The following is a 22,711-nucleotide window of genomic DNA, read 5'->3' on the forward strand; positions in this document are numbered from 1 at the left end:
ATGGCGCTTCTCGACGTCCAGGATCTTTCCATCGACATCGGCGGCATCAAGCCGCTCGATTCGATCGGCTTCGCGGTCGACAAAGGCGAGACCTTAGGCATCGTCGGCGAGTCCGGCTCCGGCAAATCGCTGACGGCGCTCTCCATCATGGGCCTGCTGCCACTGATCGGCGGGCGCGTCGAGCGGGGCTCCATCCGGTTCGACGGCATGGAGCTGACCCGCCTGCCCGAGCCCGACTATCGCCGGCTGCGCGGCCGGCGCATCGCCTTCATCACCCAGAATCCGATGACCTCGCTCGATCCCGTCATCCGCGTCGGCGAGCAGATCGACCAGGTGGCGCGCCTCCATCTCGGCCTTTCAGGCTCGGCGGCGCGCCGCCACAGCATCGAGATCATGGAACGCCTGCGCATTCCGGAAGCCGCGACCACCTATCACAACTATCCGCATCAATTGTCGGGTGGCATGAAGCAGCGCATCGTCATCGCCATGGCGCTGGCCGCCAATCCCGATCTCATCATCGCCGATGAGCCGACCACGGCGCTCGATGTCACCATCCAGGCGCAGATCGTGCAGATCCTTGGCGAGCTGGTGCGCGAGAAAGGCGTCGCCCTCATCCTCATCACCCACGACATGGGCGTCGTGGCGCAGGCCTGCGACCGTGTGGTCGTGCTCTATGCCGGGCGTGTCGCGGAGAGCAACACGGTGTCGGCCATCTTCGCGAGCCCACGTCATCCCTATACGCAGGCACTCATCGGCTGCATCCCGCGCAACGCCATGGAACGCGGCAGTCTCGTCGGCATTCCGGGCCTGGTGCCAAGCGTCGCACGCTATCCGGCGGGCTGCCGTTTTCATCCGCGCTGCACACGCAGCGAAAGCCTGTGCGAGAGGGAGGTGCCGGTGCTGGAGCGGCTCGCTTCGGGCGCCGAAATCGCCTGCCATGTCGCCGACAAGCATGAGGCTGCCCATGCCTAGCCTCTCGCCCCTCGTCACCATCCGCGACCTCAACAAGATCTTCGAAAGCCGCAAGGGCCTGTTCGGCGAGCCGCGCCGGATGACTGCCGTCAACCAGGTGTCGCTCGACATTCCGCGCGGCCAGGTGACCGGCGTCGTGGGGGAATCGGGCTGCGGCAAGTCCACTCTGGCGCGCCTCGTGCTGCGCCTCCTCGAGGCGACGAGCGGCAGCATCAGCTTCGACGGCGTCGACCTCCTGAAGCAGTCGCATGGTGCGATGCGGCTCCTGCGCCGGCGCATGCAGATGGTGTTCCAGGACCCCTATTCCTCGCTCGATCCGCGCTACACGATCGCCGATGCCCTGCTCGAGCCTTTCAAGGTGCAGGGGATCCGCCTCACCACCGCGGAAGCGCGCCAGAAGGTCGAGGCGCTGTTCGCCATGGTCGGCCTCGATGCGAGATTTGCCCAAAACCATCCGCATCAATTGTCGGGTGGCCAGCGCCAGCGCATCGGCATCGCGCGGGCGCTCGCCCTCGAGCCCGATCTCATGGTGCTGGATGAGCCCACCGCCTCGCTCGACGTCTCGATCCAGGCGCAGATCGTGACCTTGCTCGAGAAGCTCAAGCATGAGCTCGGCCTCACCTATCTCTTCATCTCGCACGATCTCAATCTGGTGCGTTATTTCAGCGACCGCATCGTGGTGATGTATCTGGGCCGTATCGTCGAAATCCTGCCCGACGCCAAAGCCGCGCCACGCCACCCCTATACGCAGACCTTGCTCGACAGCACCTTCGCGCCCGATCCGACACAGCGGCGCGATATCAGCAGGCTCACCGGCGAGATCCCGAGCCCTTACAACCTGCCCCAGGGCTGCGCCTTCGCGGCGCGCTGCCGCCATGCCAGGCCCGATTGCCTGAGCCGGCGCCCCGTGCTCGAAACCCGTTCCGATGGCCATGCCGTCGCCTGCTTCCATCCCCTCACTTGACCTCAGAGAGATCCGTCATGGCCTTCACCGTGCTCACCGCCGACTTCATCCATGAGACCAATACCTTCAATGTGAATTTGACCGGCTACGATGCCTTCGCGGCGCGCGGCACGCATTTCGGCAATGACGCGATCGAGGTACTGGGCGACGCCAATACCGAGCTTGCCGGCTTCTGCGACAGCGCCCGCAAATATGGCTGGAAGCAGATCCATGTGCTCAGTGCCTCGGCGCATCCGGCCGGTTTCGTCACCCGCGACGCCTTCGAGCGGCTCGGCGGACGCATCGTCGCCGAGGCGGCCGCCCACAAGGATGAGCTCGACGGCATCGCGCTGGCGCTGCATGGCGCCATGGTGACCGAATTCTGCGAGGACGGCGAAGGCGAATTGCTGAAGCGTCTGCGCGATGTGGTGGGACCAGATCTGCCGATCGCCATCACACTTGATCTCCATGCCAATGTGACGCCGGAAATGTGCGCGCGCGCCGATATCATCGTCTCCTACAAGACCTATCCGCATATCGACATGCGCGACAGCGGTCGGCAGGCGGGCGACATCCTGCAGCGCGCGATGAAGGGTGAGATCAAACCGCGTACCTTGCGCGCGCATCGGCCGATGCTGGACGAGGCCAATGGCGGGCGCACGGATGTCGGGCCGATGATCGCCCGTGTCGAGAAGGCCATTGCCCATGAAAAGACACACGGCGCGCTGGCGGTCAGCATCAATGCCGGCTTCAGCAATGCCGACATCAAGGATGTCGGCCCCACCGTGCTCATCACCTATGACGGCGACGAAGCAAGGCACCGCGCTTTCGCCGAAAGCCTCGCCGACGATATCTGGGAGACGCGCTTCGACATCATCAATTATTACATGCCGGTCGAGGAAGCCGCCCAGATCGCCAAGGCACACAAGCGGAAGCACGGACCGATCATCATCGCCGACTATGCCGACAATCCGGGCGGCGGCGGTTATGGCGACTCCACCAATCTGCTGAAGGCGCTCCTCGATGCGGGGATCACCGATGCCGCCTTTGGCCCGATGGTCGATCCCCAGGTCGCGCTCGATCTCCACGAGCACAAAGTGGGCGAGCGCGTGAAGATCAGCCTCGGCGGCAAGACCGATCCGCGCTTCGGCGGTGAGCCGCTCGCGCTCGAAGGTGAGCTCAGGCTCGTCAGCGACGGCACCTACACGGGCGATGGCCCAATGATCGGCAAGCTCACTTTGAGCTTCGGCCCGACCGCGGTGATACGCGTCGGCGGTATCGACATATTGGTGGTGACGGAAGCTTCCCAAATGCTGGATCTGCAGCAGTTCCGCGCCTTCGGCATCGATCCCGCCGCGAAGACGGTAGTGGCTCTCAAATCGATGCAGCATTTCCGCGCCGCCTTCGAACCCATCGCCGACAAGGTCATCGTCTGCGACAGCGGTGCCTTGTGCACCACCTATCTCGACCGCCTGCCCTACAAGAACGTACCGCGCCCGATCTTCCCGCTCGACAGGGATATGAAGCTGTGACGCGGCTTTTTTCTCTCAAAATCTTCCCCGATGGGCTATACGCGCGTCATCGTTGAGGTGAAGAGAGAATAGAAGATGACCGCGGCTGATGATGACTATGTCTATGACGAAGAGACCGGCGAATGGCTCACCGCCGCCCAAGCGGCCGCCAGGCATGCCAAGGACGTCGTCGAGGTCCGTGATGCCGTCGGCAATCTGCTGGCCGATGGCGACAGCGTCGTGCTGGTCAAAGATCTGAAGGTCAAAGGCGCCAACCAGACTCTACGGCGCGGCACGGTCATCAAATCCATCCGCCTGACGGGCGATGATCAGGAGATCGATTGCCGGCACGAGAGCATCAAGGGCCTCGTGCTGCGCGCCGAATTCGTCCGTAAGCGGTAGATTTTCCCAAAAAGAAATCGCCCCGGACAATGCCGGGGCGATCGATCAACATCGGATAGAAATCACTCGGCGGCTTCGGCCGCCTCGTCGTCATCGGAGTGCGGGCGCAGCGCCTGCTCCTTCTTGAGTTCCTCGGCGACCAGGAAAGACAGCTCCAGCGCCTGCCCCGCATTGAGGCGCGGGTCGCAGAAGGTGTGGTAGCGGTCGTTCAGATCCTCGTCCGACAGAGCGCGCACGCCGCCGGTGCATTCGGTGACGTCCTTGCCGGTCATCTCGACATGGATGCCGCCGGCGTGGGTGCCTTCCGCCTGATGCACCGCCATGAAGCGGCGCAGTTCCGCCAGCACCTGGTCGAAGGGCCGCGTCTTGTAGCCCGAACGCGACTTGATGGTGTTGCCGTGCATCGGGTCGCAGGACCACACCACGATGCGGCCCTCGCGCTTCACCGCGCGGACGAGCTCAGGCAGATGCTTGTCGACCTTGTCGGCGCCGAAGCGGGTGATCAGCGTCATCCGGCCCGGCTCGTTGTCCGGGTTGAGGATGTCGATCAGCTTGATCAGCTCGGCGGGCTGCAGCGACGGACCGCATTTGAGGCCGATCGGATTCTTCACACCGCGGCAGAACTCGACATGGGCGTGATCGGGCTGGCGGGTGCGGTCGCCGATCCACAACATGTGGCCGGAGGTCGCGTACCAGTCGCCGCTCGTCGAATCGACGCGCGTCATCGCTTGCTCATAGCCGAGCAGCAGCGCCTCATGGCTGGTGAAGAACTCGGTCGAGCGCAATTGCGGCGCGGTGTCGGGATTGACGCCGCAGGCGCGCATGAAACCCAAAGCTTCCGAGATGCGGTCGGCCAGCGCCTGATAACGCTCCCAGGCCGGCCCGTCCTTCAGGAAACCAAGCGTCCATTTATGGACATGCTCGAGATTGGCGTAGCCGCCCTGCGCGAAAGCGCGGAGCAGGTTCAGCGTCGCCGCCGACTGCCGGTAAGCCATGATCTGGCGTTCGGGATCCGGACGGCGCGCCGCGGCCGTGCCGGCGTAATCATTGACGATATCACCCCGGTAGATCGGCAGCTCCTCGCCATTGACCGTCTCGGTGGGCGATGACCGCGGCTTGGCGAACTGGCCGGCGATGCGGCCGACCTTCACCACCGGCTGGCCGCCGGCGAAAGTGAGGATCACCGCCATCTGCAGGAAGACGCGGAAGAAATCACGGATATTGTCGGCCGAATGTTCGGCGAAGCTCTCGGCGCAATCGCCGCCCTGGAGCAGGAAACCCTTGCCTTCGGAAACCTTGGCGAGCTTGCGCTTGAGCTTACGGGCCTCGCCCGCAAAAACCAGCGGCGGATACCCGGCAAGCAGCTTCTCGACATCCGCGAGCTTCGCGGCATCGTCATAAGCGGGCAGCTGCATGACCGGAAGATTGCGCCATGAGCCGGGTGTCCAGGCCTTCGCCATAATCTGTACTCCACATCGTCTGCGCTTCGCCAAAGCGGCGACTTTGGCGGGAAGCTCTGATTTACCAGGATATTTCAACCCGGAATCCGGGGCTTATACACAGCTTAGGGAATAAGCGCCAGTTTGGCCTTCCCACCGCCAAGGGATCCTTAAGCCCAGTCGGGCATCATCCCTATATAGGATCGAACAGGCTTCTGCCATGCAAGATATTTTCGTGCAATCCCAGTGGGATACCCTTATGGCCTTCCTGAAGTCGGGCCGCCCGCCGACCTGGCAGCTGCTCGCCATCGTCAATGGCGCCTTCCTGCTCTACTGGGTCTATCTGCGCTTCAAGGGCAAAACCCGGCTCAATCCGGCCAATCTCAACCTGCTCCGGGTGCTGTTCGTCCTGCTCAATGCCGCGGTGATCTGGCGCGACGATACAACCCGGCTGCTGCGGCCCTTCATCAGCACATTCAGGCAGTATTTCTATTGAAAAGCTATTTCAGGCCGGTTTCGAGCAGGCGCCGGAAGGCCGCCTCGGCGGAACTGTAGGCCTCCTGGCGCGCCACGCTCCAATAGGTCAGCTGCTCGATCTTGATCGGCAGGCCGGTCACCGCGCAGAGCACATGATCGCCCTCGCTCAACACCTGGAAATCGGCGTCGAGATACCGGATTTTGGCCTCGCGGCCACGCGGCAAAAAGGGTTCATGCCTGTTCATGATCCGTCAAATAACCCCTAAGCCGCGTCAGAACAATGACCCTTGGCCGCCCTCACGCTTTTTTGCAGACCGCTCTGACGGTGGCGCATGGCCGTCGGCCACAGCGCCGATCTCGCCATCATGGAACTCGATGCTGATCTCCTGTCCCGGCTTGACCTGCGCCGCGGCGCGCAAGGGGGTGCGTTCGGCATTGCGCACCAGCGCATAGCCGCGCTGCAGGACGGATTTGTAGGAGAGCGAATTCAAGAGCTTGCCGGATGAGCCGAGGCGCGTGGCGCGCAGCTCGACGACACGCCGGACATCGCGCCGCAAGGTGGCGCCATGGCGAGCAAGGAGACGCGCCTGCTCGGCAAGATTGCGCTTGAGCGGCGCCGGCGTCAGCCGGGCCGCCGCATTCTCGAAATCGCGCCGGTGCAGCAAGGTGTTCTTGACCAGCGCCGACCGCAGCCGTCCGGAAATCGTGTCGAAGCGCTGGCGCGCCAGCGCCAATATGTCGTCGGGCCGTGGCAGCGCGCGGGCGGCGGCGCGGATGCGGGTGCGCCGCTCGGTCATCAAGCGCTTGAGGCCCCGGTCATGGCGGGCAGCGAGCGAGGCGACCTGGGCCAGGAGATCGGCGCGCACCGGCACGGCGCGCTCGGCCGCGGCGGTCGGCGTCGGCGCCCGCTCGTCCGCCACATGATCGATGAGAGTCCAGTCGGTCTCGTGCCCGACCGCCGAGATCAACGGAATCGTGCTCTGGGCGACGGCGCGCACCACGATCTCCTCGTTGAACCCCCAGAGATCCTCGAGACTGCCGCCGCCCCGGGCGACGATGATAAGATCGGGCTTCCGGGCCATGGCGTTGAAGCCGCGGATCGCATTGGCCACTTCGGCCGCCGATGTCTCACCCTGGACGCGCACCGGCCACACCATTACATGGCGCGGAAAGCGGTCATTCAACCGATGCAGGATGTCGCGAATCACCGCCCCCGTCGGCGAGGTGACGACGCCGATCACCCGCGGCAGAAACGGAATCGGCTTCTTGCGGGCGGCATCGAACAGGCCCTCGGCGGCGAGCATGCGTTTGCGCTCCTCGAGCAGCGCCATCAAGGCGCCGGCGCCCGCCGGCTCGATCGCCTCGATGACGATCTGATAGGACGACTTGCCGGGATAGGAGGTCAGCTTGCCGGTGGCGATGACCTCGAGCCCTTCCTGCAATTTCGAGCGGAGCCGCGAGAAAGTGCCGCGCCAGACCACCGCGTCGATGCGCGCCGTCTGGTCCTTCAGGCTGAAATAGCAATGGCCGGAGGAATGCGGGCCCCGAAAACCGGAGATCTCGCCCCTCACCCTGACATGGCCGAAGGTGTCTTCGAGCGTGCGCTTGAGGGCGAAGGATATTTCGGAAACGGTGAACTCCGCGACATTGGGTTTCACCACGTCGCGAAGCTCACCGGTCTCAGGGTCATGATCGATCATGGGCCGACACTTGCCGCGCCGGCGCGTCCTGTCAATCGTCAGCTTGGGCTTGTTGCCGGGGTGTTACCGGCAGGGCAGCCTTTCGCCCGAATAGGTCACATAGGTGCCGGTATCGGGATCGAAGGAGCGGTATTTGGCCGAGCAGTAGCTCACCCAGTCATCGCTGCCGACATCCGGATGCACCGTCACGGTGACGCGCTCCTCGCCTCTCGGCACGACATAGGCGGTCCGTTCGGTCCGCATGCAGTTGCCATAGGCTTCGTCATAGGCGTCGCGATAACGCTCGTCGGCGCCGGCGCCGCCGGTGATGACGGTGTCGAGGGTTCCGATCACCACGCCGTCGATGAGGCCACGGCGCGGCGCTTCGGCGGCCGCGACGTCACGTGCATAAGCGGCACAGGATGCCGGACCCGCCGACGCAACGGTAGGTGTGAAGCCGACGGCCAGTGCCGCGAGCGCCGCCGCCCCGAGCATAGGTTTGACCAGAGGTCGCATATTCATATCTTCCTCCTATTGCGGTTCACCGCCCTTGTTCGCTAACGGGTTAGGGTGAGCTCCGTTCCGAAAAAATGGACTTTTCGCCGAGGGTGAATCTCGCCATAGGACGGGCATAAGGATGCCCAAATGACGCCACTCAATGTTCTTCTGATCGGTTCCGGCGGGCGCGAGCACGCGCTCGCCTGGGCGATCTCCGCCAGCCCCCTGCTCGGTCAGTTCTATTGCGCGCCCGGTAATCCCGGCATCGCTGAATATGCGTCCCTGGTCGCGCTCGATGTCACCGATCATCAGGCCGTCATCGCTTTCTGCCGCGAGCAGCGTATAGATTTCGTCGTGGTCGGGCCGGAAGCCCCGCTCGTGGCGGGCATTGCCGATGATCTCCGCGCCGCCGGCTTCAAGGTCTTCGGCCCCTCCAAGGAAGCGGCCCAGCTCGAAGGCTCGAAGGGCTTCACCAAGGATTTCTGCGCCGAGTTCGACATCCCGACCGGCGCCTATGGCCGTTTCACCGACAAGGCCGCGGCAACCGCTTATGCGCAAGCGAAGGGCGCGCCGATCGTGATCAAGGCCGACGGGCTCGCCGCCGGCAAGGGCGTCACCGTGGCGATGAGCCTCGCTGAGGCGCTCGCCGCCATCGATGACATCTTCGCCGGACAGTTCGGCGCGGCCGAATGTGTGATCGAAGAATTCCTCGACGGCGAGGAAGCGAGCTTCTTCGCGCTCTGCGATGGCGAGCATGCGGTGGCGCTCGCCGCCGCCCAGGACCATAAGCGCGTCGGCGACGGCGACACCGGCCCCAATACCGGCGGCATGGGCGCCTATTCGCCGGCACCTGTCGTGACCGACGCCATGGCCGAGCGCGTGATGGCAGAGATCATCAAGCCGACCGTCGCCGGCATGGCGAAACGCGGCACACCGTTCAAAGGCGTGCTCTTCGCCGGGCTGATGATCGGCAAGAACGGCCCCAAGCTCATCGAATACAATGTCCGCTTCGGCGATCCCGAATGCCAGGTGCTGATGCTGCGCCTCAAGGACGATCTCCTGACGCTGCTCATCGCCTCCGCCGACGGCACGCTCGACAAGGTCTCGGTGCGCTGGCGCAACGATACGGCGCTGTCGGTCGTGATGGCAACCAAGGGCTATCCCGGCAGCTATGGCAAGGGCAGCGAGATCCGCAATCTCGACCAGGCCGGTGAAGGCGACGATGTCGAGATCTTCCATGCCGGCACGGCGCTGAAGGACGGCAAGCTCGTCGCCAATGGCGGGCGCGTATTGAATGTCTCGGCGCTCGGCAAGGATGCGGCCGCGGCGCAGCGGCGCGCCTATCAGGCCGTCGATCTCGTCGACTGGCCGGACGGCTTCTGCCGCCGCGACATCGGCTGGCGGGCTGTACAAGGACGATGACCGAAAATCTCGCTTTCATGACCGACTTCACCCGCTGGCTCGTCGACGCGGCAATGGTGACGCGCAACCAGCGGGCCGGCGAATTGCATCGGCTCCTGTGCGAGAAGCTCGTCGATCTCGGCATTCCCTTATGGCGCTCTTCGCTCGGCATCGAGCTTCTCAATCCCGAATTCGAGGGCGTGCAGGTCAGATGGATCGCGCATGAGGCCCATATCGAGACCCTGCCGCGCGGCAGTGACGGGTCCGACTATGAGGGCAGCCCGGCGCAGATCGTAGACACGACGCGCAAACCGTTTCGGCGCAAGCTCGACGGGGCGGCTTCCAACATGGCGCTGCTCGGCGATCTGCATCGCGACGGAGCGACCGATTATTATATCGTGCCGCTGCCCTTTCTCGATCAGGAGCGCACCGCGCATCTCTCCTTCGCCAGCCGCAAGCAAGGCGGTTTTTCCGAAGCTGAAGTCACGGCCTTGGGTGATGCGGCCATGCTGTTCAGCCCCTATGCCGAACGCTTCATGCTGAGGCGCAGCGCCGATACGCTGCTCACTACCTATGTCGGGCGCCGCAGCGCCGCCAAGGTCCTCGAAGGCGCGCTCGACCGCGGCAAGGCCGAAATGATCACGGCCAGCATCCTGATCGCCGACATGCGGGGCTTCACGCAATATTCCGACACCCGCCCGATCGCCAATGTGCTGTCGACGCTCAACGACTTCTTCGACGCGCTGGTGGCGGCGATCGAGGCGCAGGGCGGCGAGGTGCTGAAATTCATCGGCGACGCGCTTCTCGCCATCTTCCCGGCGAGCGACGGCCAGCCGGTGCCGACCCAACCGGCGATCACCGCCGCTCTCGATATCCGGCAACGGGTCACTGCCCTCAATGCCGAGCGCGCCAAGGCCGCCCGCACCCAGATCCGCTTCGGCTTGGTGCTCGATGCCGGCGAAATCGCCTATGGCAATATCGGCAGCCGCACCCGGCTCGATTTCACCGCCATCGGCCCGGCGATCAACCATGCCAGCCGGCTGCTCGAGCTCGCCAAGCGCCTCGATCGCGACATCGTCGTCTCCGAGAGCTTCGCCGCGGCGGCAGAAGGCTTCGACTTCCAGAATATCGGCCATCACCGGTTGCGCGACATAGCCGAGATGCAGCCCGTTTTTGCCATCGCGCAAGAGGCTTGAGCCCAGGGCGGCATTTGGCGACAATGGCTTTCGGTTTGCCCGGGAGCGCGCCATGTCGGATCTCTTTCCAAATACACGGGAACATCGCGTAGAGACCGGTGGGGCCGAGATCTTCGCCCGCATCGGCGGCGAGGGGCCGCCGCTGCTGCTGCTCCACGGCTATCCGCAGACCCATGCGATGTGGCATGCAGTGGCGCCCGCCCTGATGGCGCACCACACTTGCGTGATGCCTGATCTGCGGGGTTACGGCTTCTCCTCCTGCCCCGCCAATACCCAAGACAACCGGCCCTATTCGAAACGGGTGATGGCCGAGGACATGCGGGTGCTTATGCGTGGTCTCGGCCATGAGCGCTTCGCCGTTGTCGGACATGACCGCGGCGCCCGCGTCGGTTACCGGATGGCGCTCGACCATCGGAGCACCGTCACCCGCCTCGCCCTCATCGACATCATGTCGACCTGGGACATGTGGCATGGCTTCTCGGTGGCGCTCGCCATGAAGACCTATCACTGGCTGTTCCTGGCGCAGCCACATCCGCTGCCGGAAATGCTGATCGAGCCGGCACCGATCGGCTTCCTCGATTACACCATGGCGCGTTGGACGAAGGCCAAGGACCTCTCCGCCTTTGCGCCCGCGGCGCTCGCCGAATATCGCCTGCATTTCGCCACACCCGAGCATATCCACGCGACCTGCAACGACTATCGCGCCGGCCAGAGCATCGATCTCGCCGACGACGAGGCGGATCTGACGGCGGGCCACAAGATCGCCTGCCCGCTGCTGGTGCTGTGGGGCGACAGCGGCATTCCGGGTGACGCGGGCGATCCTTCCGCCTCCTGGCGGCGCTGGGCAAACCAGGTGAAGACCGGCATTGTCGCCGGCGGCCATTTCCTAGCCGAAGAGAATCCGCAAGCGACGCTCGCTCATCTCCTGCCCTTCCTCGCCCGAAAGAGATGATGGTGCAGGATATCGATCGCCAATCGGCCTTTTCAGGCACCCGCCCGGCAGCAGACGAGATCGACGCCGGGCGCCTCGCATCCTATCTCAACCACAACATTGCAGGCTTTCGCGGGTCCCTCACGCTCGCGCGCTTCAAGGGCGGGCAATCCAATCCGACCTATCTCGTGACGGCGGAGAGCGGGCGTTACGTCTTGCGCCGCAAACCGCCCGGGAAGCTTCTTCCCTCGGCCCATGCCATCGAGCGCGAATATCGCGTCACCACGGCTCTGGCGCGCGTGGACTTCCCGGTCGCGCGGCCTTTGCATTACTGCACCGACACGAGCGTCATCGGCACCGAATTCTACCTGATGGAGCATGTCGAGGGCCGGGTGTACTGGGAACCCTGGGCGCCGGGCCTCGCTCCCGACGAGCGGGCTGAGCTCTTCGGCGCGCTCAACCGGACCATCGCCCGGTTGCACAGGCTCGATCCCGGCGAATTGAAGCTGGCCGAATTCGGCAAGGGCGAAGGTTATGTGGCGCGCCAGATCAAGCGCTGGTCGGAGCAATATCGCGCCTCGGCGAGCGAGCCGATCCCCGAGATGGACCGGCTCATCGCCTGGCTGCCGCAGGCCTGCCCGACCCAGAGCGCGACGGCGATCGTCCATGGCGACTTCCGTCTCGATAATTGCATCATCGCCGCCGGCAAACCGGACGTGGCAGCGGTGCTCGACTGGGAGTTGGCGACGCTCGGCGATCCGCTCGCCGACTATACCTATCACCTCATGATGTGGTGGATGCCCCGATCCGCGCGTGGCGGCGGCGTCGGCTCGCTCCTTGGGCACGAGAAGGACCCTGGAATTCCGGCGATCGAGGCCTATATCGAGGACTACTGCACTCTCACCGGACGCGACGGTATTCCCGATCTCGATGTCTATCTCGCCTATAATTTCTTCCGCATCGCCGCCATCCTGCAAGGCATCATCGGCCGCGTGCGCGACGGCACCGCCGCCAACCGCAATGCGGCGCTCATGGCAAGCGAGGTCCGGCCCTTGGCCGAGACCGCCTGGCATTTCGCCCGGCGGGCGGGAGCTTAAGCGATGAGCACGCCCCGCATCGGCCTGGCGCTGGGCGGAGGGGCTGCGCGCGGCCTCGCCCATATCCCCATGCTCGAGGTTTTCGACGAGCTTGGCCTCAAGCCGTCGATCATCGCCGGCTCGAGTTTCGGCGCCCTGGTCGGAGCTGCCTATGCGTCGGGCGTCCCGGCCAAGGAGATCGGTGATCATGCCCGTCAGATCCTCGCCAACAAGGTGCAGGCGGCCAAATATCTGTTCGGAGTCAAAGGTGCCCGGCTCGGCGATCTCCTGACGCGCCGCAGCTTCACCTCGCTGCAGATCGACGGCGAGCAGCTGACGAGCTTCGTCCTGCCCGACGGCGTCGCCCTGAATGTCGAGGACACCCAGATCCCGCTGCGCATCGTCACCACCGATTTCAGCGAACGGCGCGAGCATGTCATCGCGTCAGGTCCGTTGCGCCAGGCGGTCGCCGCTTCGATCGCCATACCGGGTTTGATCTCGGCCCCCACCATCGATGGCCGCCTCTATGTCGATGGCGGCATCACCAATCCGGTGCCCTTCGATCATGTGCGCGAGGGCAGCGACATCACCGTCGCCATCGACGTCACCGGCCGGATACGTGAGCCCCGGCGCGGTCATCACAGCAATATGGAGCTCGCCGTCGGCTCGATGCTGATCATGTTCCACCAGATCGCGATGCTGCGCCGCCAGCAGAATCCGCCCGACATCTACATCACGCCGCCGATCGAGCAGTATCTCGCCAATGACTTCTTCCGCATCACCGAGATGATCGAGGCTGCCTCCAAGTCCAAGGATGAGCTCAAGCGCGCACTCGAAACGCGAATCGAAAGAATCACTTAGACTCGGCGGCTGACAAAAAGATTCAGCCGGTCTTCCGAAGCGGTTGAGCGGCAAGGCGATGGAAGCGGCCGGCGGGATCAAACCTGCGCCGCAGCTCGCGCAAGCGCTCGAAAGCGGCGGGCGAGAATGAGCCCCTTATGCGCTCCGCCCGATCGAGATCCGCCTCGCCGACATAATGACCGAGCGAGACCGGCGCCAGACGATCGCTCGCATTGCGCAGCCAGGCGAGGTTGGCATCATCCTGGCTGGCCTCCTGCCAGACCGCATAGGCACAGCTGAAAACCGGCCCCACCATCGAAAAGGCGCCCGGCGGCATAAGATCGGGATCAAGCGGCGGCAGGACGACCGCCAGCGCGAAAGACTCCGCCGACGGCGCGATCTCGACCGCCTCGGTGAGCCGCTTCATCAGCATGGCCGGATCATCCGACCAGTTGGTGTCGGCGGCGAAGCGGCGTCCCTCGGGAAAGAACTGGCCGATGATCTGATAGAGCACCGCGAAGGACGTCGGCAGTGACAACTGAACGTCAAGCGCGCCCTCCGGCGCGCCGGCTTTGATGGTCGCCAACGTCTCCTGCGCCTCCTCTTCAGTGTCGGCAAAGATCGTCGCCACGGCGGTGAGGGTCTTTTCCGCCTGACTGGCCAAAGGCGGCGGCGCCGACGCCATCACGGCGGTGAATTCGACAGTGCGCGGCACCTGCCGCATCGTCCGGTTCATCCAGTCCTCGACGGCCTCGCCCCGGTCCGGCCGGTAGGTCCACAGGCTGGTGCGGATCGCCTGCGGCAGTGGATGGAGGCGCAGCCGGTAGGCCACGACGACACCAAAGAATTCAGGCCCCGCGCCTCGCGCGGCCCAGAAGATGTCGGTATTTTCCGCCACACTTGCCGTGACCAGGGAACCGTCGGCGAGCACCACCTCGACGCTTTCCACATTGTGGCAGGCGACGCCCCAGGCGCCGCTGTTCCAGCCGAAGCCGCCACCGAGCAGATAGCCCGACAGGGGCACGCTGGCGCAATGGCCGGCGGGAAAAGCCAGCCCGTGCTCGGCCAGCGCCTCGGTGAGCCGGCCGTTCCGCATACCAGGCTCCGCCCGCGCGGTGCGCGCTTCAGGATCGATCACAAGCGCGTCCATGGCGGCGAGATCGATCACGATGCCGTCCTGCACAGCGAGGCCGGACCAATGATGGCCGCCACCCCGCACGCAGACCCGCTTGCCATGAGCGGCGGCAAAGCGGACGGCCGCCTGCACGTCGCCGGCGTCCTTCGCTTTGACGATGATCTCGGGAAACCGGTCCGGCTTGCGGCCGTTCCACACGAGTCCGGCGCGCACGGCTTCATAATCGGCGTCGTCGCGGATCACCACATCGCCGCGAATCCGCAGCCGCAAAGCGCGCATGTCCATCTTGATCTCCTCACATCATTATTTCGGCTGGGCGTCCGGCGGCACGATCCTCATGACGAACGAGGTCGGCTTCTCGCTCGGGCCGAAGGGACCCGGCACCTTGTTGGCGACCGGCGGCAGGTTCTTGAGAAAGGCCGCGATCGCCTGCACGTCGTCCCGGGTCAGGCTTGCGAAAGCATGCCAGGGCATCACCGGCGCCAGGATGCGGCCATCGGGCCGATGTCCCGTGGTGATGGCCGTCACGATCTCATCGGTCGACCAGGTGCCGAGACCGGTCGCGACATCGGGCGTCAGATTGGGGCCGTAGAACACACCGAGATTGGGAATCTCGAAACCCACCTCCGAGCCGCCGAGGTAACGCGCTGTGTCCGGCTTGCCGAAGAAATATCCAGGCGTATGGCAGTCATTGCAGCCGCCCAGCCCAACGAGATATTTGCCTCGGGGGAGCTGTCCGTCCTCGGCGTGAACCGTGCGCTGGGGCGCCATGAAGACGGCGATGGCAATCAGCGCGGCAAGCGCCGACCGGCGGACAAAGCACGTAAAAAGAGAGATAGCTGTCGTCATCAGGCACGTCCTCCGGGTTCGCCGTGACCAGGGCCACGGCGGTTATGCGAATGATTTGTTTAGGCCACTGGAATTTACGATACGGCAGTCTCGGCGAGGCCGGGGAGATACATCCACGCCGGCCCGCCCGCAATCAGCACTCTTGCCAAGTCGTTCTGCATTTACGCAGAATAAGTCATGATCGATTGGGGAGATCTCCGCTTCGTCCTGGCCATCGCGCGGCAAGGCTCGGCCTTGCGCGCAGCGAAAGCGCTCGGCGTCAACCAGACCACCGTCACGCGGCGGATGGCCGATCTCGAAGCGGCGATCGGCGCCGAGCTCTTTGAGCGCAAACAGAGCGGCTATCACCTGACCCCGCTCGGGCAGCGTGTCGCGGCCGCCGCGGCCAGGATCGAGGACGAAGTCAACGGGCTGGTGAATTCGATCGGCGCCGACCAGCGGGCTCTGGCGGGCCGCGTGCGGGTGACCACGCCCGAAATGCTCGCCAATCTCCTGATCACGCCCTGGCTCAGGACATTCCGCACCGAGCATCCGGCCATCACGGTCGAGCTGATCGCGGACGACCGGCATCTCGATCTGGCACGCGGCGAGGCGGATGTCGCGCTGCGGGCGACCATCCGGCAACCGGAGCCGCTGCACGGCGCCGGTATCGTCGCCAGCAAGCTGGCGCGCGTCGGATGGAGCGTCTATTGCAGCCGCGCCTATGCCGAGGAGCATGGCGCGCCGGGCAGCCTCGAAGCCCTCGACGGGCATCCGATCGTCGCCCTTGATGAGAGCATGGCGCATCTTCCCGGGCCGCGCCTCCTCGCCCGCATGACCACCCATTCGCGCATCAGCGCCCGCAGCAACAACCTCACCAATCTCGTGCTCACGCTGAAGGTCGTGCAGGGGATCGCGACCTTGCCCTGCATCGCCGGCGACGCCGATCCCGAGCTGGTGCGCTGCCTGCCGCCGATACCTGAGCTCGAAAGCGATCTGTTTCTCGTACTGCGCGAGGAGGTGAAATCCTCCACCCATGTGCGCGCGTTCGCCGATTCGATCGCGGCGCATGTCAAGGCATCGCGCGCCCGGCTCGCCGGCGAGACCTGAAACACGAATCGAAAGAATCACTTAGGGCCGACGGCTGAGAAAACGATTCAATCGCGCCGTGTGCGGAAGAAATCCTTCAGCAGCGTTTGGCCGCGCGCCTCGCTCAAGCCGCCATAGACCTCAGGGCTGTGATGGCAGGTCTCCTGATTGAAGAAGCGGGGGCCATGCTCGACGCCGCCCATCTTCTCGTCCCCGGCCGCGAAATAGAGCCGCCTCAGCCTGGCGAAGGAGATCGCCGCCGCGCACATGGCGCAGGGCTCGAGCGTCACATAGATATCGAGGCCCACCAGCCGCTCGCTGCCGAGCTTCGCCGCGGCGTCCCGAATGGCGAGAAGCTCGGCATGGGCCGTCGGATCTTTCAGCTCCAAGGTGCGATTGCCGGCCCTTGCCATGATAGTGCCCGACTGATCGACGATGACACAGCCGATCGGGACCTCGCCGCGCCGGCCGGCTGATTCGGCCTCGGCAAAGGCGAGGGACATTGCGTCCAGGGTTGGTTCCGGGGGCAGAGTGTGCTTCATGCTTCCCACACATGAACGCGAAAGAGGACGGATGGTCAAGGAAACCCCAAAGGAAAGCGCCTTCGAGGGTGAACGCATCGCCAAGGCGATCGCCCGGGCCGGCCTGTGCTCCAGGCGCGACGCCGAGCGGCTGATCGGCGAAGGCCGGGTCAAGCTCAATGGCAAGGTGCTCAGGTCTCCTGCCGTCAATGTAAAGCCGTCCGACGATGTTCGCATCGACGGGCAGCCCTTGCCGCAAAAGGAGGAAAGCCGGCTGTGGCGCTACCACAAGCCCGCCGGCCTGGTGACCAGCCACAAAGACCCGGAAGGCCGGCGCACCGTCTTTGACGCGCTGCGCGAGCAGTTGCCGCGGGTGATCTCGATCGGCCGGCTCGACATCAATACCGAGGGCCTTTTGCTTCTCACCAATGACGGCGAGCTGGCCCGGCTTCTGGAGCTTCCCGCCACCGGCTGGGTGCGGCGCTACCGGGTGCGCGCTTATGGCAAGCCCGATCCCGCCGCCTTGGCCAAGCTCGCCGCCGGGCTCACCATCGAGGGCATCCATTACGGCCCGATCGAAGCCACGCTCGACAAGGCGCAGGGCGACAATGCCTGGCTCAATATCGCCATCCGCGAAGGCAAGAACCGCGAGGTAAAGAAGATCTGCGAGCATCTGGGGCTCACCGTGAACCGCCTCATCCGCATCGCCTTCGGGCCATTCCAGCTCGGCGATCTCGAACGCGGCGGCATCTCCGAGGTGCCGGCCAAGGTCCTGGCCGAGCAGCTCGGGCGCAAGGTCACGGTGCCGGAGCGCGGCCCCAAGCATCGCCGAGACAAAGCGGAGCAACGGCAGAAGCCGGAGCGCAAGACGAGGGCTTGATCACCTGGCCCCTCCTGCGCTATCGAGGCGCGCCATGACGCGCAAACCGACCATCACGCAACAAACGACCGGCAATATCCGGCGTGCGATCTGCTGCGCGTGATGGCGAGACCGAGCTTCTAAGACCTCCCACACACCTTCAGCGCCCGCCCTTAACCCGGCGGGGCTTGTCATTGTCCGAACTCCCCGCTTCACTTTCACGGAGAGTTCCTATGACCGTTACTTCAAGCCTTGCTCCCATTTTCATCACCGCCATGGGTTTCGGCCTCGCCGTCGCCGCCCCTGTCGGCCCGATGGCCATTCTGTGCATGCGGCGCAGTCTCACCGAGGGCTGGCGGCCGGGCCTCGCCACCGGCTTCGGCATCGCCACCGGCGATGGGCTTTATGCCGCCGTGGCAGCGCTCGGCCTCACCGGCATCTCGGAATTCATGCTGGCCTATGACCGTCCGCTTCATCTCGCCGCCGGCCTGTTCCTGATCTATCTCGGGCTCAAGACCTTCTGGCGCCGTCCGGCGGAGAACGGCGCGCTCCCGGCGCCGGCCGCGGTCTCGACGTTACGGGCCTTCTGGGGCTCGCTGCTTCTCACCCTCACCAACCCGCCGACCATCATCATGTTCGCCGCGATCTTCGCCGCTCTGGCGCCCAAGGGTGGCTTCGAGCCGATGACCGCTGCGGCGACCGTCGGCGGCGTGACGCTGGGCTCGCTCCTGTGGTGGGTCTTCATCGTCGGCGGCGTCACCCTCTTCCGCCATGCGCTGGGCCGGCGCGTGCGCCTGTGGATCGACCGCCTCGCCGGCGCCTTCCTCATGTTTTTCGGTGTGGCCGAAATCCGCCGCGGCCTGTAGGAAGTCCCGCATGCGCATCATCGGCGGGAAATTCAAAGGACACGGACTCGCGGGCCCCAAGGGACAGGCGACGCGGCCGACCTCGGACCGGGTGCGTGAATCGATCTTCAACATCCTGGCGCATGGGGTGGACGGTTTTTCGCTCGAAGGGGCGCGCGTCCTCGATCTCTTCGCCGGCACCGGCGCCATGGGGCTCGAAGCCCTGTCGCGCGGCGCCCGCTTCTGCCAGTTCGTCGACGACTCGGCGGAAGCACGCGGCGTCATCCGCCGCAATGCCGATGCGCTGGGCGTCATCGGCCAATGCAAGATCTGGCGGCGCGATGCGGTGAAGCTCGGCCCGGCGGCACCGCAGCCCGGCTTCGATCTCATTTTCGCCGACCCGCCCTACAACAAGGATCTCGGCAGCAAGGCGCTCACCTCGCTGGTCGCCGGCCAATGGTTCAACCCGCAGGCTCTCGTCGTGGTCGAGGAAGCCGAGAAGGCCACGCTCACCTGCCCGCCCGAGCTCACCGAGCTCGACCGGCGCGTCTATGGCGACACGCAGATCCTGATCGCGCGAGCCAACTAGCATGATAGGTCGTTAGAGCTCGTCAGCACGGGCGCTCAGAACTGCACTGAAGTGAGCCAGCCTCTGCCTTTCGAGCGCGGCGATGAAATCCGCCACTGCGGACGTCGTTCGTCTGAGATTTCTTCGTGCGTTGGCTGCCACCGCGATCGTCACGTCGGGTGCCGCCACATAAAGGCCCATGAGGAAATCGTCCGGATTCTGGGCGACAACATTGTGTGGCGCGAGAACCGCGGCAGGAAAGTCTGCCAAATTCCAGGTCACGATACGGGAGGCACCAGCTGCTATCGCGGCAGCGAGGACGTGCCGGTCGTCAGGGTCGGGCAGCGTCAGTTGCGGAATGTGCGGCTCATAGCCGGTGACATCGGCGGTAGGCAGGCGTCGTAGACCGCGATAGGCGATCTATAGGCCATGATCGCGCATCAGCGACTCGGTATCCTCCGCCAAGGCATCCAGCGCCTCTTGCTGCGCATCGAGCCTGGCCTTGAGGGTGAGGACATCTTTCAACTTTGCCCGGCGGTGTTTGCCCACATAGCGGAAAGGCAGATCACCGACATCCATCCGATGGACAACCAGCGGTCGCGAAACGCCCAGAATCTCCGCAGCGTCATTGGGGCTGATCTCCTGGTCTTCCGCGAGAATGGCGACACGCTGACCATTCACCAGATGCTCGAGCAGGGTTTGAATGGCTTCGGACGCCACGGCCGGTAATTCGACCCGGAGATCGACTCCCGACTCCTGCCGTATGAGAACCTCAAATCTGTCCCCGCGGCCAAGCTTTGCGGCCGCATCCGCCTTGCGGCGATCGCGGTCCGATAGCTTCAAAAATTCCAGGACTTGCGTGGTCATTGTCGATCTCCAAGGGCATATATAATGCGCGCCCCAGCTAACTGAAATAACTGAAAATCATCAAAAATCTAAATCATCTCAGCCGCAGCATTGCGCCTGATCGCCTGCGGCGGCTGGCCGAAGGCGCGCAGGAAAGCGCGGCGCATGCGCTCGCGATCGGCAAAGCCTGTCTCGGTCGCGACGACATCGATCGGATGCCGGCTCTGCTCCATCATCAGGCGCGCCGCTTCGAGGCGCAGATGCTCGACCGCCTTGGCCGGAGACTGGCCGGTCTCGGCGCGGAAGGCGCGGCTGAACTGGCGCGGGCTCAGATGCGCCACATCGGCCAGCTCTTCGACCGACAGCGGATTGCGCAAGTTCCGCCTCGCATAGGTAAGCGCGCTCTGAATGCGGTCCGATTTGGCGTCCATATCGAGAAGCGCCGAATGCTGCGACTGGCCGCCGGCGCGACGGTGATAGACGACGAGTTTCTGGGCGACGGAGCGCGCCAGCTCGGCGCCGAAATCCTTCTCGATCATGCCGAGCGCCAGATCGATGCCGGCGCTCATGCCGGCCGAGGTCCAGACCGCCCCGTCGATGATGAAGATGCGGTCCTCCTCGACCTTCACCTTCGGAAAGCGTTCTCTGAGATCGCGCGCATAGGCCCAATGCGTGGTGGCACGGCGCCCGTCCAGGAGCCCGGCCTCGGCAAAAATGAAGGCGCCGGTGCAGACGGCGGCCAGACGCCGCGTCCGGCCTTGCGACCGGCGCACGAAATCGATCAGCCTGGTGCTGGAAGGTTCCGGAACGAGCAACCCGCCGACCAGCAGCGTATCGGAGGCCTCCTCAGAGAAAGGCCGGGTCTCGACCATCATGCCGAGCGAACTCGGTATCGGACCGCCCGCCTCGGAGAGGAGATGAATGTCATAGAGCTTTTCGCCGCCGCTCACATTGGCGAGCTCGAAGGCCGACAGGGCCGCGAAACTCATCATCTGGAAGCGGGCGGGAAGCACGAAACCGATCCGGAGCATGGCCAACCTCGAATGTCCTGAAAAGTGGTATATATGACATTTAAGACACCGTCCACCCGGACTATGTCTTTCCCTGACGCCGCATCCCGCCGGCGAAAGGAGCCAGACATGACCACCACCTCACATAAGGGTACCGCCCTGATCACGGGCGCCTCCGCCGGCATCGGCGCCGTCTATGCCGACCGCCTCGCCAAAGCCGGTTATGATCTCATCCTCGTCGCACGCAGCGGCGACCGTCTCGCCGATTTGGCCCGCCGCATCACCAATGCGAGCGGCCGGTCAGTCGAAACGCTCGCCGCCGATCTCACTGTCTCCGAGGACCTCGCGAGCGTCGAAGCGGTGCTGAAGACCGACCAGAGCATCACCCTCCTCCTCAACAATGCCGGCATTGCCGCAACCACGCCGCTGCTCCAGTCGAATGTCGACGAGATGGCGCGCATGATCGCGCTCAATGTGACGGCGCCGACAAGGCTTGCTTATGCCGCGGCTCCCGCTTTCGTCGCCCGCGGCGCCGGCACCATCATCAACATCGCCTCGATCGTGGCGATCAACCCGAAACTGCTCAACGGCGTCTATGCCGCGAGCAAGGCATTCGTCCTCGCCCTTTCGGAGTCGCTCAGACATGAGCTCGCCGACAAGGGCGTGCGCGTCCAAGCGGTACTGCCGGGCGCCACCGCGACCGATTTGTGGGACAAGGCCGGCACCCCCATCCATCATCTCCCCAAGGAGATCGTGATGACGACCGAGGATATGGTCGACGCCGCGCTCGCCGGTTTCAACCAGGGTGAATTTGTCACCATTCCATCCTTGCCGGACAAGGCCGACTGGGACGCTTTCGACAAAGCCCGCGACGCGCTCAGCCCCAATCTGTCGCTGGCGAAGCCCGCGGCGCGTTATCGCGTCGCCGCCTGACGGAAGGCGCGCACGACCAGCACCGTTTCGGCGATGGCGAACAGGATCAGTGGTACGGAAGCGCCCCAGGCACCGCCGAGCTCATAGCCGAAACGGGCCGAGACATAGAGCAGGATGATCATGCTCTGCGCCATGCCGACGAGGCCCGCAATGCGATATTGCGGGCCTCGGCGATAGCCGATCCAAAAAGCGAACCGCGCCAGGATCCACACCAGCGCCGCCGCCGTCACCGACTGCGCGACGGCACCTGGCTCGGCATAGGCTGCAAGCAGAAGCAGGCCGGGCACGAACAGCATCAGCTGCTCCAGCGTGTTCTGCAGATAACGCAGATTGACGAGGATGCTCTTCGTCTCCTTGCCGGCCAGCGGATCGAAGGCTTCCGTCACCAGGCGCTCATGCGAGACGGCTTCTATCCCGGTGAGAAAGGTGAGCAGGATGGCGATGCCCGACCATTTCAGCCCGAACAGCACGCGGTCGAATGATGCCAACATGTCGGATGGCGGGATGAAGCGATAACAGGCCCACCAGATGAAAGCGACGACGAGCGAGGCCAGGCCGACCTGGACGATGGCGGAACGGACGGGAAATCGCGCGACAGGAGCTTTGTCGTTCATCGTGTCTTCCTCAAAACACCCTCATCAGGATAAAGCACGACTGCTGCAACACACCCTTCGAGGCTCGCTGCGCTCGCACCTCAGGGTGAGGGCGAGTA

General features: G+C 64.6%; 26 protein-coding genes. 15 read left to right on the forward strand and 11 right to left on the reverse strand.

Annotated elements, in window-relative coordinates; translation table 11 throughout:
• From JHL16_RS23940 to JHL16_RS23955, 4 genes are all read left to right on the forward strand, one after another.
• Positions 1-972, forward strand: coding sequence for an ABC transporter ATP-binding protein (locus tag JHL16_RS23940; RefSeq protein ID WP_200187426.1), 972 nt, complete (start codon positions 1-3; stop codon positions 970-972).
• Positions 965-1,936 carry an ABC transporter ATP-binding protein gene (locus JHL16_RS23945; protein WP_200187427.1) on the forward strand — a complete coding sequence of 324 codons (972 nt, stop codon included), beginning with the start codon at positions 965-967 and terminating at the stop codon, positions 1,934-1,936. The genes JHL16_RS23940 and JHL16_RS23945 overlap by 8 nt, the downstream gene beginning before the upstream one ends.
• A 17-nt stretch (positions 1,937-1,953) precedes the next feature.
• A complete protein-coding gene (locus JHL16_RS23950; protein ID WP_200187428.1) occupies positions 1,954-3,447 on the forward strand; it encodes a M81 family metallopeptidase in 1,494 nt (497 codons plus the stop codon).
• A gap of 75 nt (positions 3,448-3,522) precedes the next feature.
• Positions 3,523-3,828 (forward strand): alkylphosphonate utilization protein, encoded by a 306-nt coding sequence (locus tag JHL16_RS23955; RefSeq protein ID WP_200187429.1) that lies wholly within the window; start codon positions 3,523-3,525, stop codon positions 3,826-3,828.
• Positions 3,829-3,890: 62 nt separating this feature from the next.
• On the opposite strand, the gene JHL16_RS23960 is transcribed toward JHL16_RS23955, so the two are convergent.
• A complete protein-coding gene (locus JHL16_RS23960) occupies positions 3,891-5,288 on the reverse strand; it encodes a class II 3-deoxy-7-phosphoheptulonate synthase (protein WP_200187430.1) in 1,398 nt (465 codons plus the stop codon).
• Positions 5,289-5,526: 238 nt separating this feature from the next.
• On the opposite strand from JHL16_RS23960, the gene JHL16_RS23965 reads away from it, so the two are divergent.
• Entirely contained in the window at positions 5,527-5,763 is a 237-nt protein-coding gene (locus JHL16_RS23965; protein WP_200187431.1) for a hypothetical protein, read from the forward strand.
• A gap of 4 nt (positions 5,764-5,767) precedes the next feature.
• Here JHL16_RS23965 and JHL16_RS23970 read toward each other — a convergent pair whose 3' ends face one another.
• The 3 genes from JHL16_RS23970 to JHL16_RS23980 all read right to left on the reverse strand — a co-directional run bounded on the left by JHL16_RS23970 (position 5,768) and on the right by JHL16_RS23980 (position 7,945).
• The gene (locus JHL16_RS23970; RefSeq protein ID WP_420884583.1) at positions 5,768-5,992 is read right to left on the reverse strand and encodes a DUF2093 domain-containing protein; all 225 of its coding nucleotides are present in this window, start codon (positions 5,990-5,992) and stop codon (positions 5,768-5,770) included.
• Between the two features lie 24 nt (positions 5,993-6,016).
• On the reverse strand, positions 6,017-7,444 hold the full coding sequence (xseA, locus tag JHL16_RS23975; protein ID WP_200187432.1) for an exodeoxyribonuclease VII large subunit: 1,428 nt from the start codon (positions 7,442-7,444) through the stop codon (positions 6,017-6,019).
• 63 nt (positions 7,445-7,507) lie between these two features.
• Positions 7,508-7,945: a BA14K family protein gene (locus tag JHL16_RS23980; protein WP_200187433.1), complete on the reverse strand. Its 438-nt coding sequence runs from the start codon at positions 7,943-7,945 to the stop codon at positions 7,508-7,510.
• Between the two features lie 123 nt (positions 7,946-8,068).
• On the opposite strand from JHL16_RS23980, the gene purD reads away from it, so the two are divergent.
• Genes purD through JHL16_RS24005 form a run of 5 tightly spaced genes read left to right on the forward strand, consistent with a single transcriptional unit; the run spans position 8,069 to position 13,386 of the window.
• Positions 8,069-9,343: a phosphoribosylamine--glycine ligase gene (purD, locus tag JHL16_RS23985; protein WP_200187434.1), complete on the forward strand. Its 1,275-nt coding sequence runs from the start codon at positions 8,069-8,071 to the stop codon at positions 9,341-9,343.
• A complete protein-coding gene (locus JHL16_RS23990) occupies positions 9,340-10,518 on the forward strand; it encodes an adenylate/guanylate cyclase domain-containing protein (RefSeq protein WP_200187435.1) in 1,179 nt (392 codons plus the stop codon). Before purD ends, JHL16_RS23990 begins: the two co-directional genes overlap by 4 nt.
• Before the next feature lie 52 nt (positions 10,519-10,570).
• Complete coding sequence (locus JHL16_RS23995) at positions 10,571-11,470, forward strand: alpha/beta fold hydrolase (RefSeq protein WP_200187436.1); 900 nt, start codon at positions 10,571-10,573, stop codon at positions 11,468-11,470.
• On the forward strand, positions 11,470-12,546 hold the full coding sequence (locus JHL16_RS24000) for a phosphotransferase family protein (protein WP_200189525.1): 1,077 nt from the start codon (positions 11,470-11,472) through the stop codon (positions 12,544-12,546). Before JHL16_RS23995 ends, JHL16_RS24000 begins: the two co-directional genes overlap by 1 nt.
• Positions 12,547-12,549: 3 nt before the next feature.
• Positions 12,550-13,386: a patatin-like phospholipase family protein gene (locus JHL16_RS24005; RefSeq protein WP_200187437.1), complete on the forward strand. Its 837-nt coding sequence runs from the start codon at positions 12,550-12,552 to the stop codon at positions 13,384-13,386.
• Between the two features lie 22 nt (positions 13,387-13,408).
• Here the strand turns inward: JHL16_RS24005 and JHL16_RS24010 are convergent, their stop codons facing one another.
• Positions 13,409-14,785, reverse strand: a complete 1,377-nt coding sequence (locus JHL16_RS24010; RefSeq protein WP_200187438.1) for an FAD-binding oxidoreductase — start codon at positions 14,783-14,785, stop codon at positions 13,409-13,411.
• Between the two features lie 18 nt (positions 14,786-14,803).
• Entirely contained in the window at positions 14,804-15,349 is a 546-nt protein-coding gene (locus JHL16_RS24015) for a c-type cytochrome (protein WP_420884570.1), read from the reverse strand.
• A 177-nt stretch (positions 15,350-15,526) separates the two neighbouring features.
• Between JHL16_RS24015 and JHL16_RS24020 the strand changes: the two genes are divergently transcribed.
• A complete protein-coding gene (locus tag JHL16_RS24020) occupies positions 15,527-16,438 on the forward strand; it encodes a LysR family transcriptional regulator (protein ID WP_200187439.1) in 912 nt (303 codons plus the stop codon).
• 47 nt (positions 16,439-16,485) lie between these two features.
• Here the strand turns inward: JHL16_RS24020 and JHL16_RS24025 are convergent, their stop codons facing one another.
• Positions 16,486-16,920, reverse strand: coding sequence for a nucleoside deaminase (locus JHL16_RS24025; RefSeq protein WP_200187440.1), 435 nt, complete (start codon positions 16,918-16,920; stop codon positions 16,486-16,488).
• 70 nt (positions 16,921-16,990) lie between these two features.
• Here JHL16_RS24025 and JHL16_RS24030 point away from each other — a divergent pair, with 70 nt between their 5' ends.
• The 3 genes from JHL16_RS24030 to rsmD all read left to right on the forward strand — a co-directional run bounded on the left by JHL16_RS24030 (position 16,991) and on the right by rsmD (position 19,231).
• A complete protein-coding gene (locus JHL16_RS24030) occupies positions 16,991-17,818 on the forward strand; it encodes a pseudouridine synthase (protein ID WP_420884571.1) in 828 nt (275 codons plus the stop codon).
• A gap of 212 nt (positions 17,819-18,030) precedes the next feature.
• On the forward strand, positions 18,031-18,663 hold the full coding sequence (locus JHL16_RS24035; protein ID WP_200187442.1) for a LysE family translocator: 633 nt from the start codon (positions 18,031-18,033) through the stop codon (positions 18,661-18,663).
• A 10-nt stretch (positions 18,664-18,673) separates the two neighbouring features.
• The gene (gene rsmD / locus JHL16_RS24040) at positions 18,674-19,231 is read left to right on the forward strand and encodes a 16S rRNA (guanine(966)-N(2))-methyltransferase RsmD (RefSeq protein WP_200187443.1); all 558 of its coding nucleotides are present in this window, start codon (positions 18,674-18,676) and stop codon (positions 19,229-19,231) included.
• 12 nt (positions 19,232-19,243) lie between these two features.
• On the opposite strand, the gene JHL16_RS24045 is transcribed toward rsmD, so the two are convergent.
• The 3 genes from JHL16_RS24045 to JHL16_RS24055 form a co-directional block, all read right to left on the reverse strand.
• Positions 19,244-19,480, reverse strand: coding sequence for a VapC50 family PIN domain-containing toxin (locus JHL16_RS24045; protein WP_246771150.1), 237 nt, complete (start codon positions 19,478-19,480; stop codon positions 19,244-19,246).
• Positions 19,481-19,630: 150 nt separating this feature from the next.
• Positions 19,631-20,077 (reverse strand): MerR family transcriptional regulator, encoded by a 447-nt coding sequence (locus JHL16_RS24050; RefSeq protein ID WP_200187444.1) that lies wholly within the window; start codon positions 20,075-20,077, stop codon positions 19,631-19,633.
• Between the two features lie 68 nt (positions 20,078-20,145).
• Positions 20,146-21,087: a GlxA family transcriptional regulator gene (locus JHL16_RS24055; RefSeq protein ID WP_200187445.1), complete on the reverse strand. Its 942-nt coding sequence runs from the start codon at positions 21,085-21,087 to the stop codon at positions 20,146-20,148.
• A gap of 108 nt (positions 21,088-21,195) precedes the next feature.
• On the opposite strand from JHL16_RS24055, the gene JHL16_RS24060 reads away from it, so the two are divergent.
• On the forward strand, positions 21,196-21,999 hold the full coding sequence (locus JHL16_RS24060) for an SDR family NAD(P)-dependent oxidoreductase (protein WP_200187446.1): 804 nt from the start codon (positions 21,196-21,198) through the stop codon (positions 21,997-21,999).
• Here the strand turns inward: JHL16_RS24060 and JHL16_RS24065 are convergent.
• A complete protein-coding gene (locus JHL16_RS24065; RefSeq protein WP_200187447.1) occupies positions 21,981-22,613 on the reverse strand; it encodes an MAPEG family protein in 633 nt (210 codons plus the stop codon). The genes JHL16_RS24060 and JHL16_RS24065 overlap by 19 nt on opposite strands.
• Positions 22,614-22,711 lie beyond the last annotated feature (98 nt).

It is taken from the genome of Taklimakanibacter albus, from assembly GCF_016595235.1.
GTDB lineage: Bacteria > Pseudomonadota > Alphaproteobacteria > Rhizobiales > Aestuariivirgaceae > Taklimakanibacter > Taklimakanibacter albus.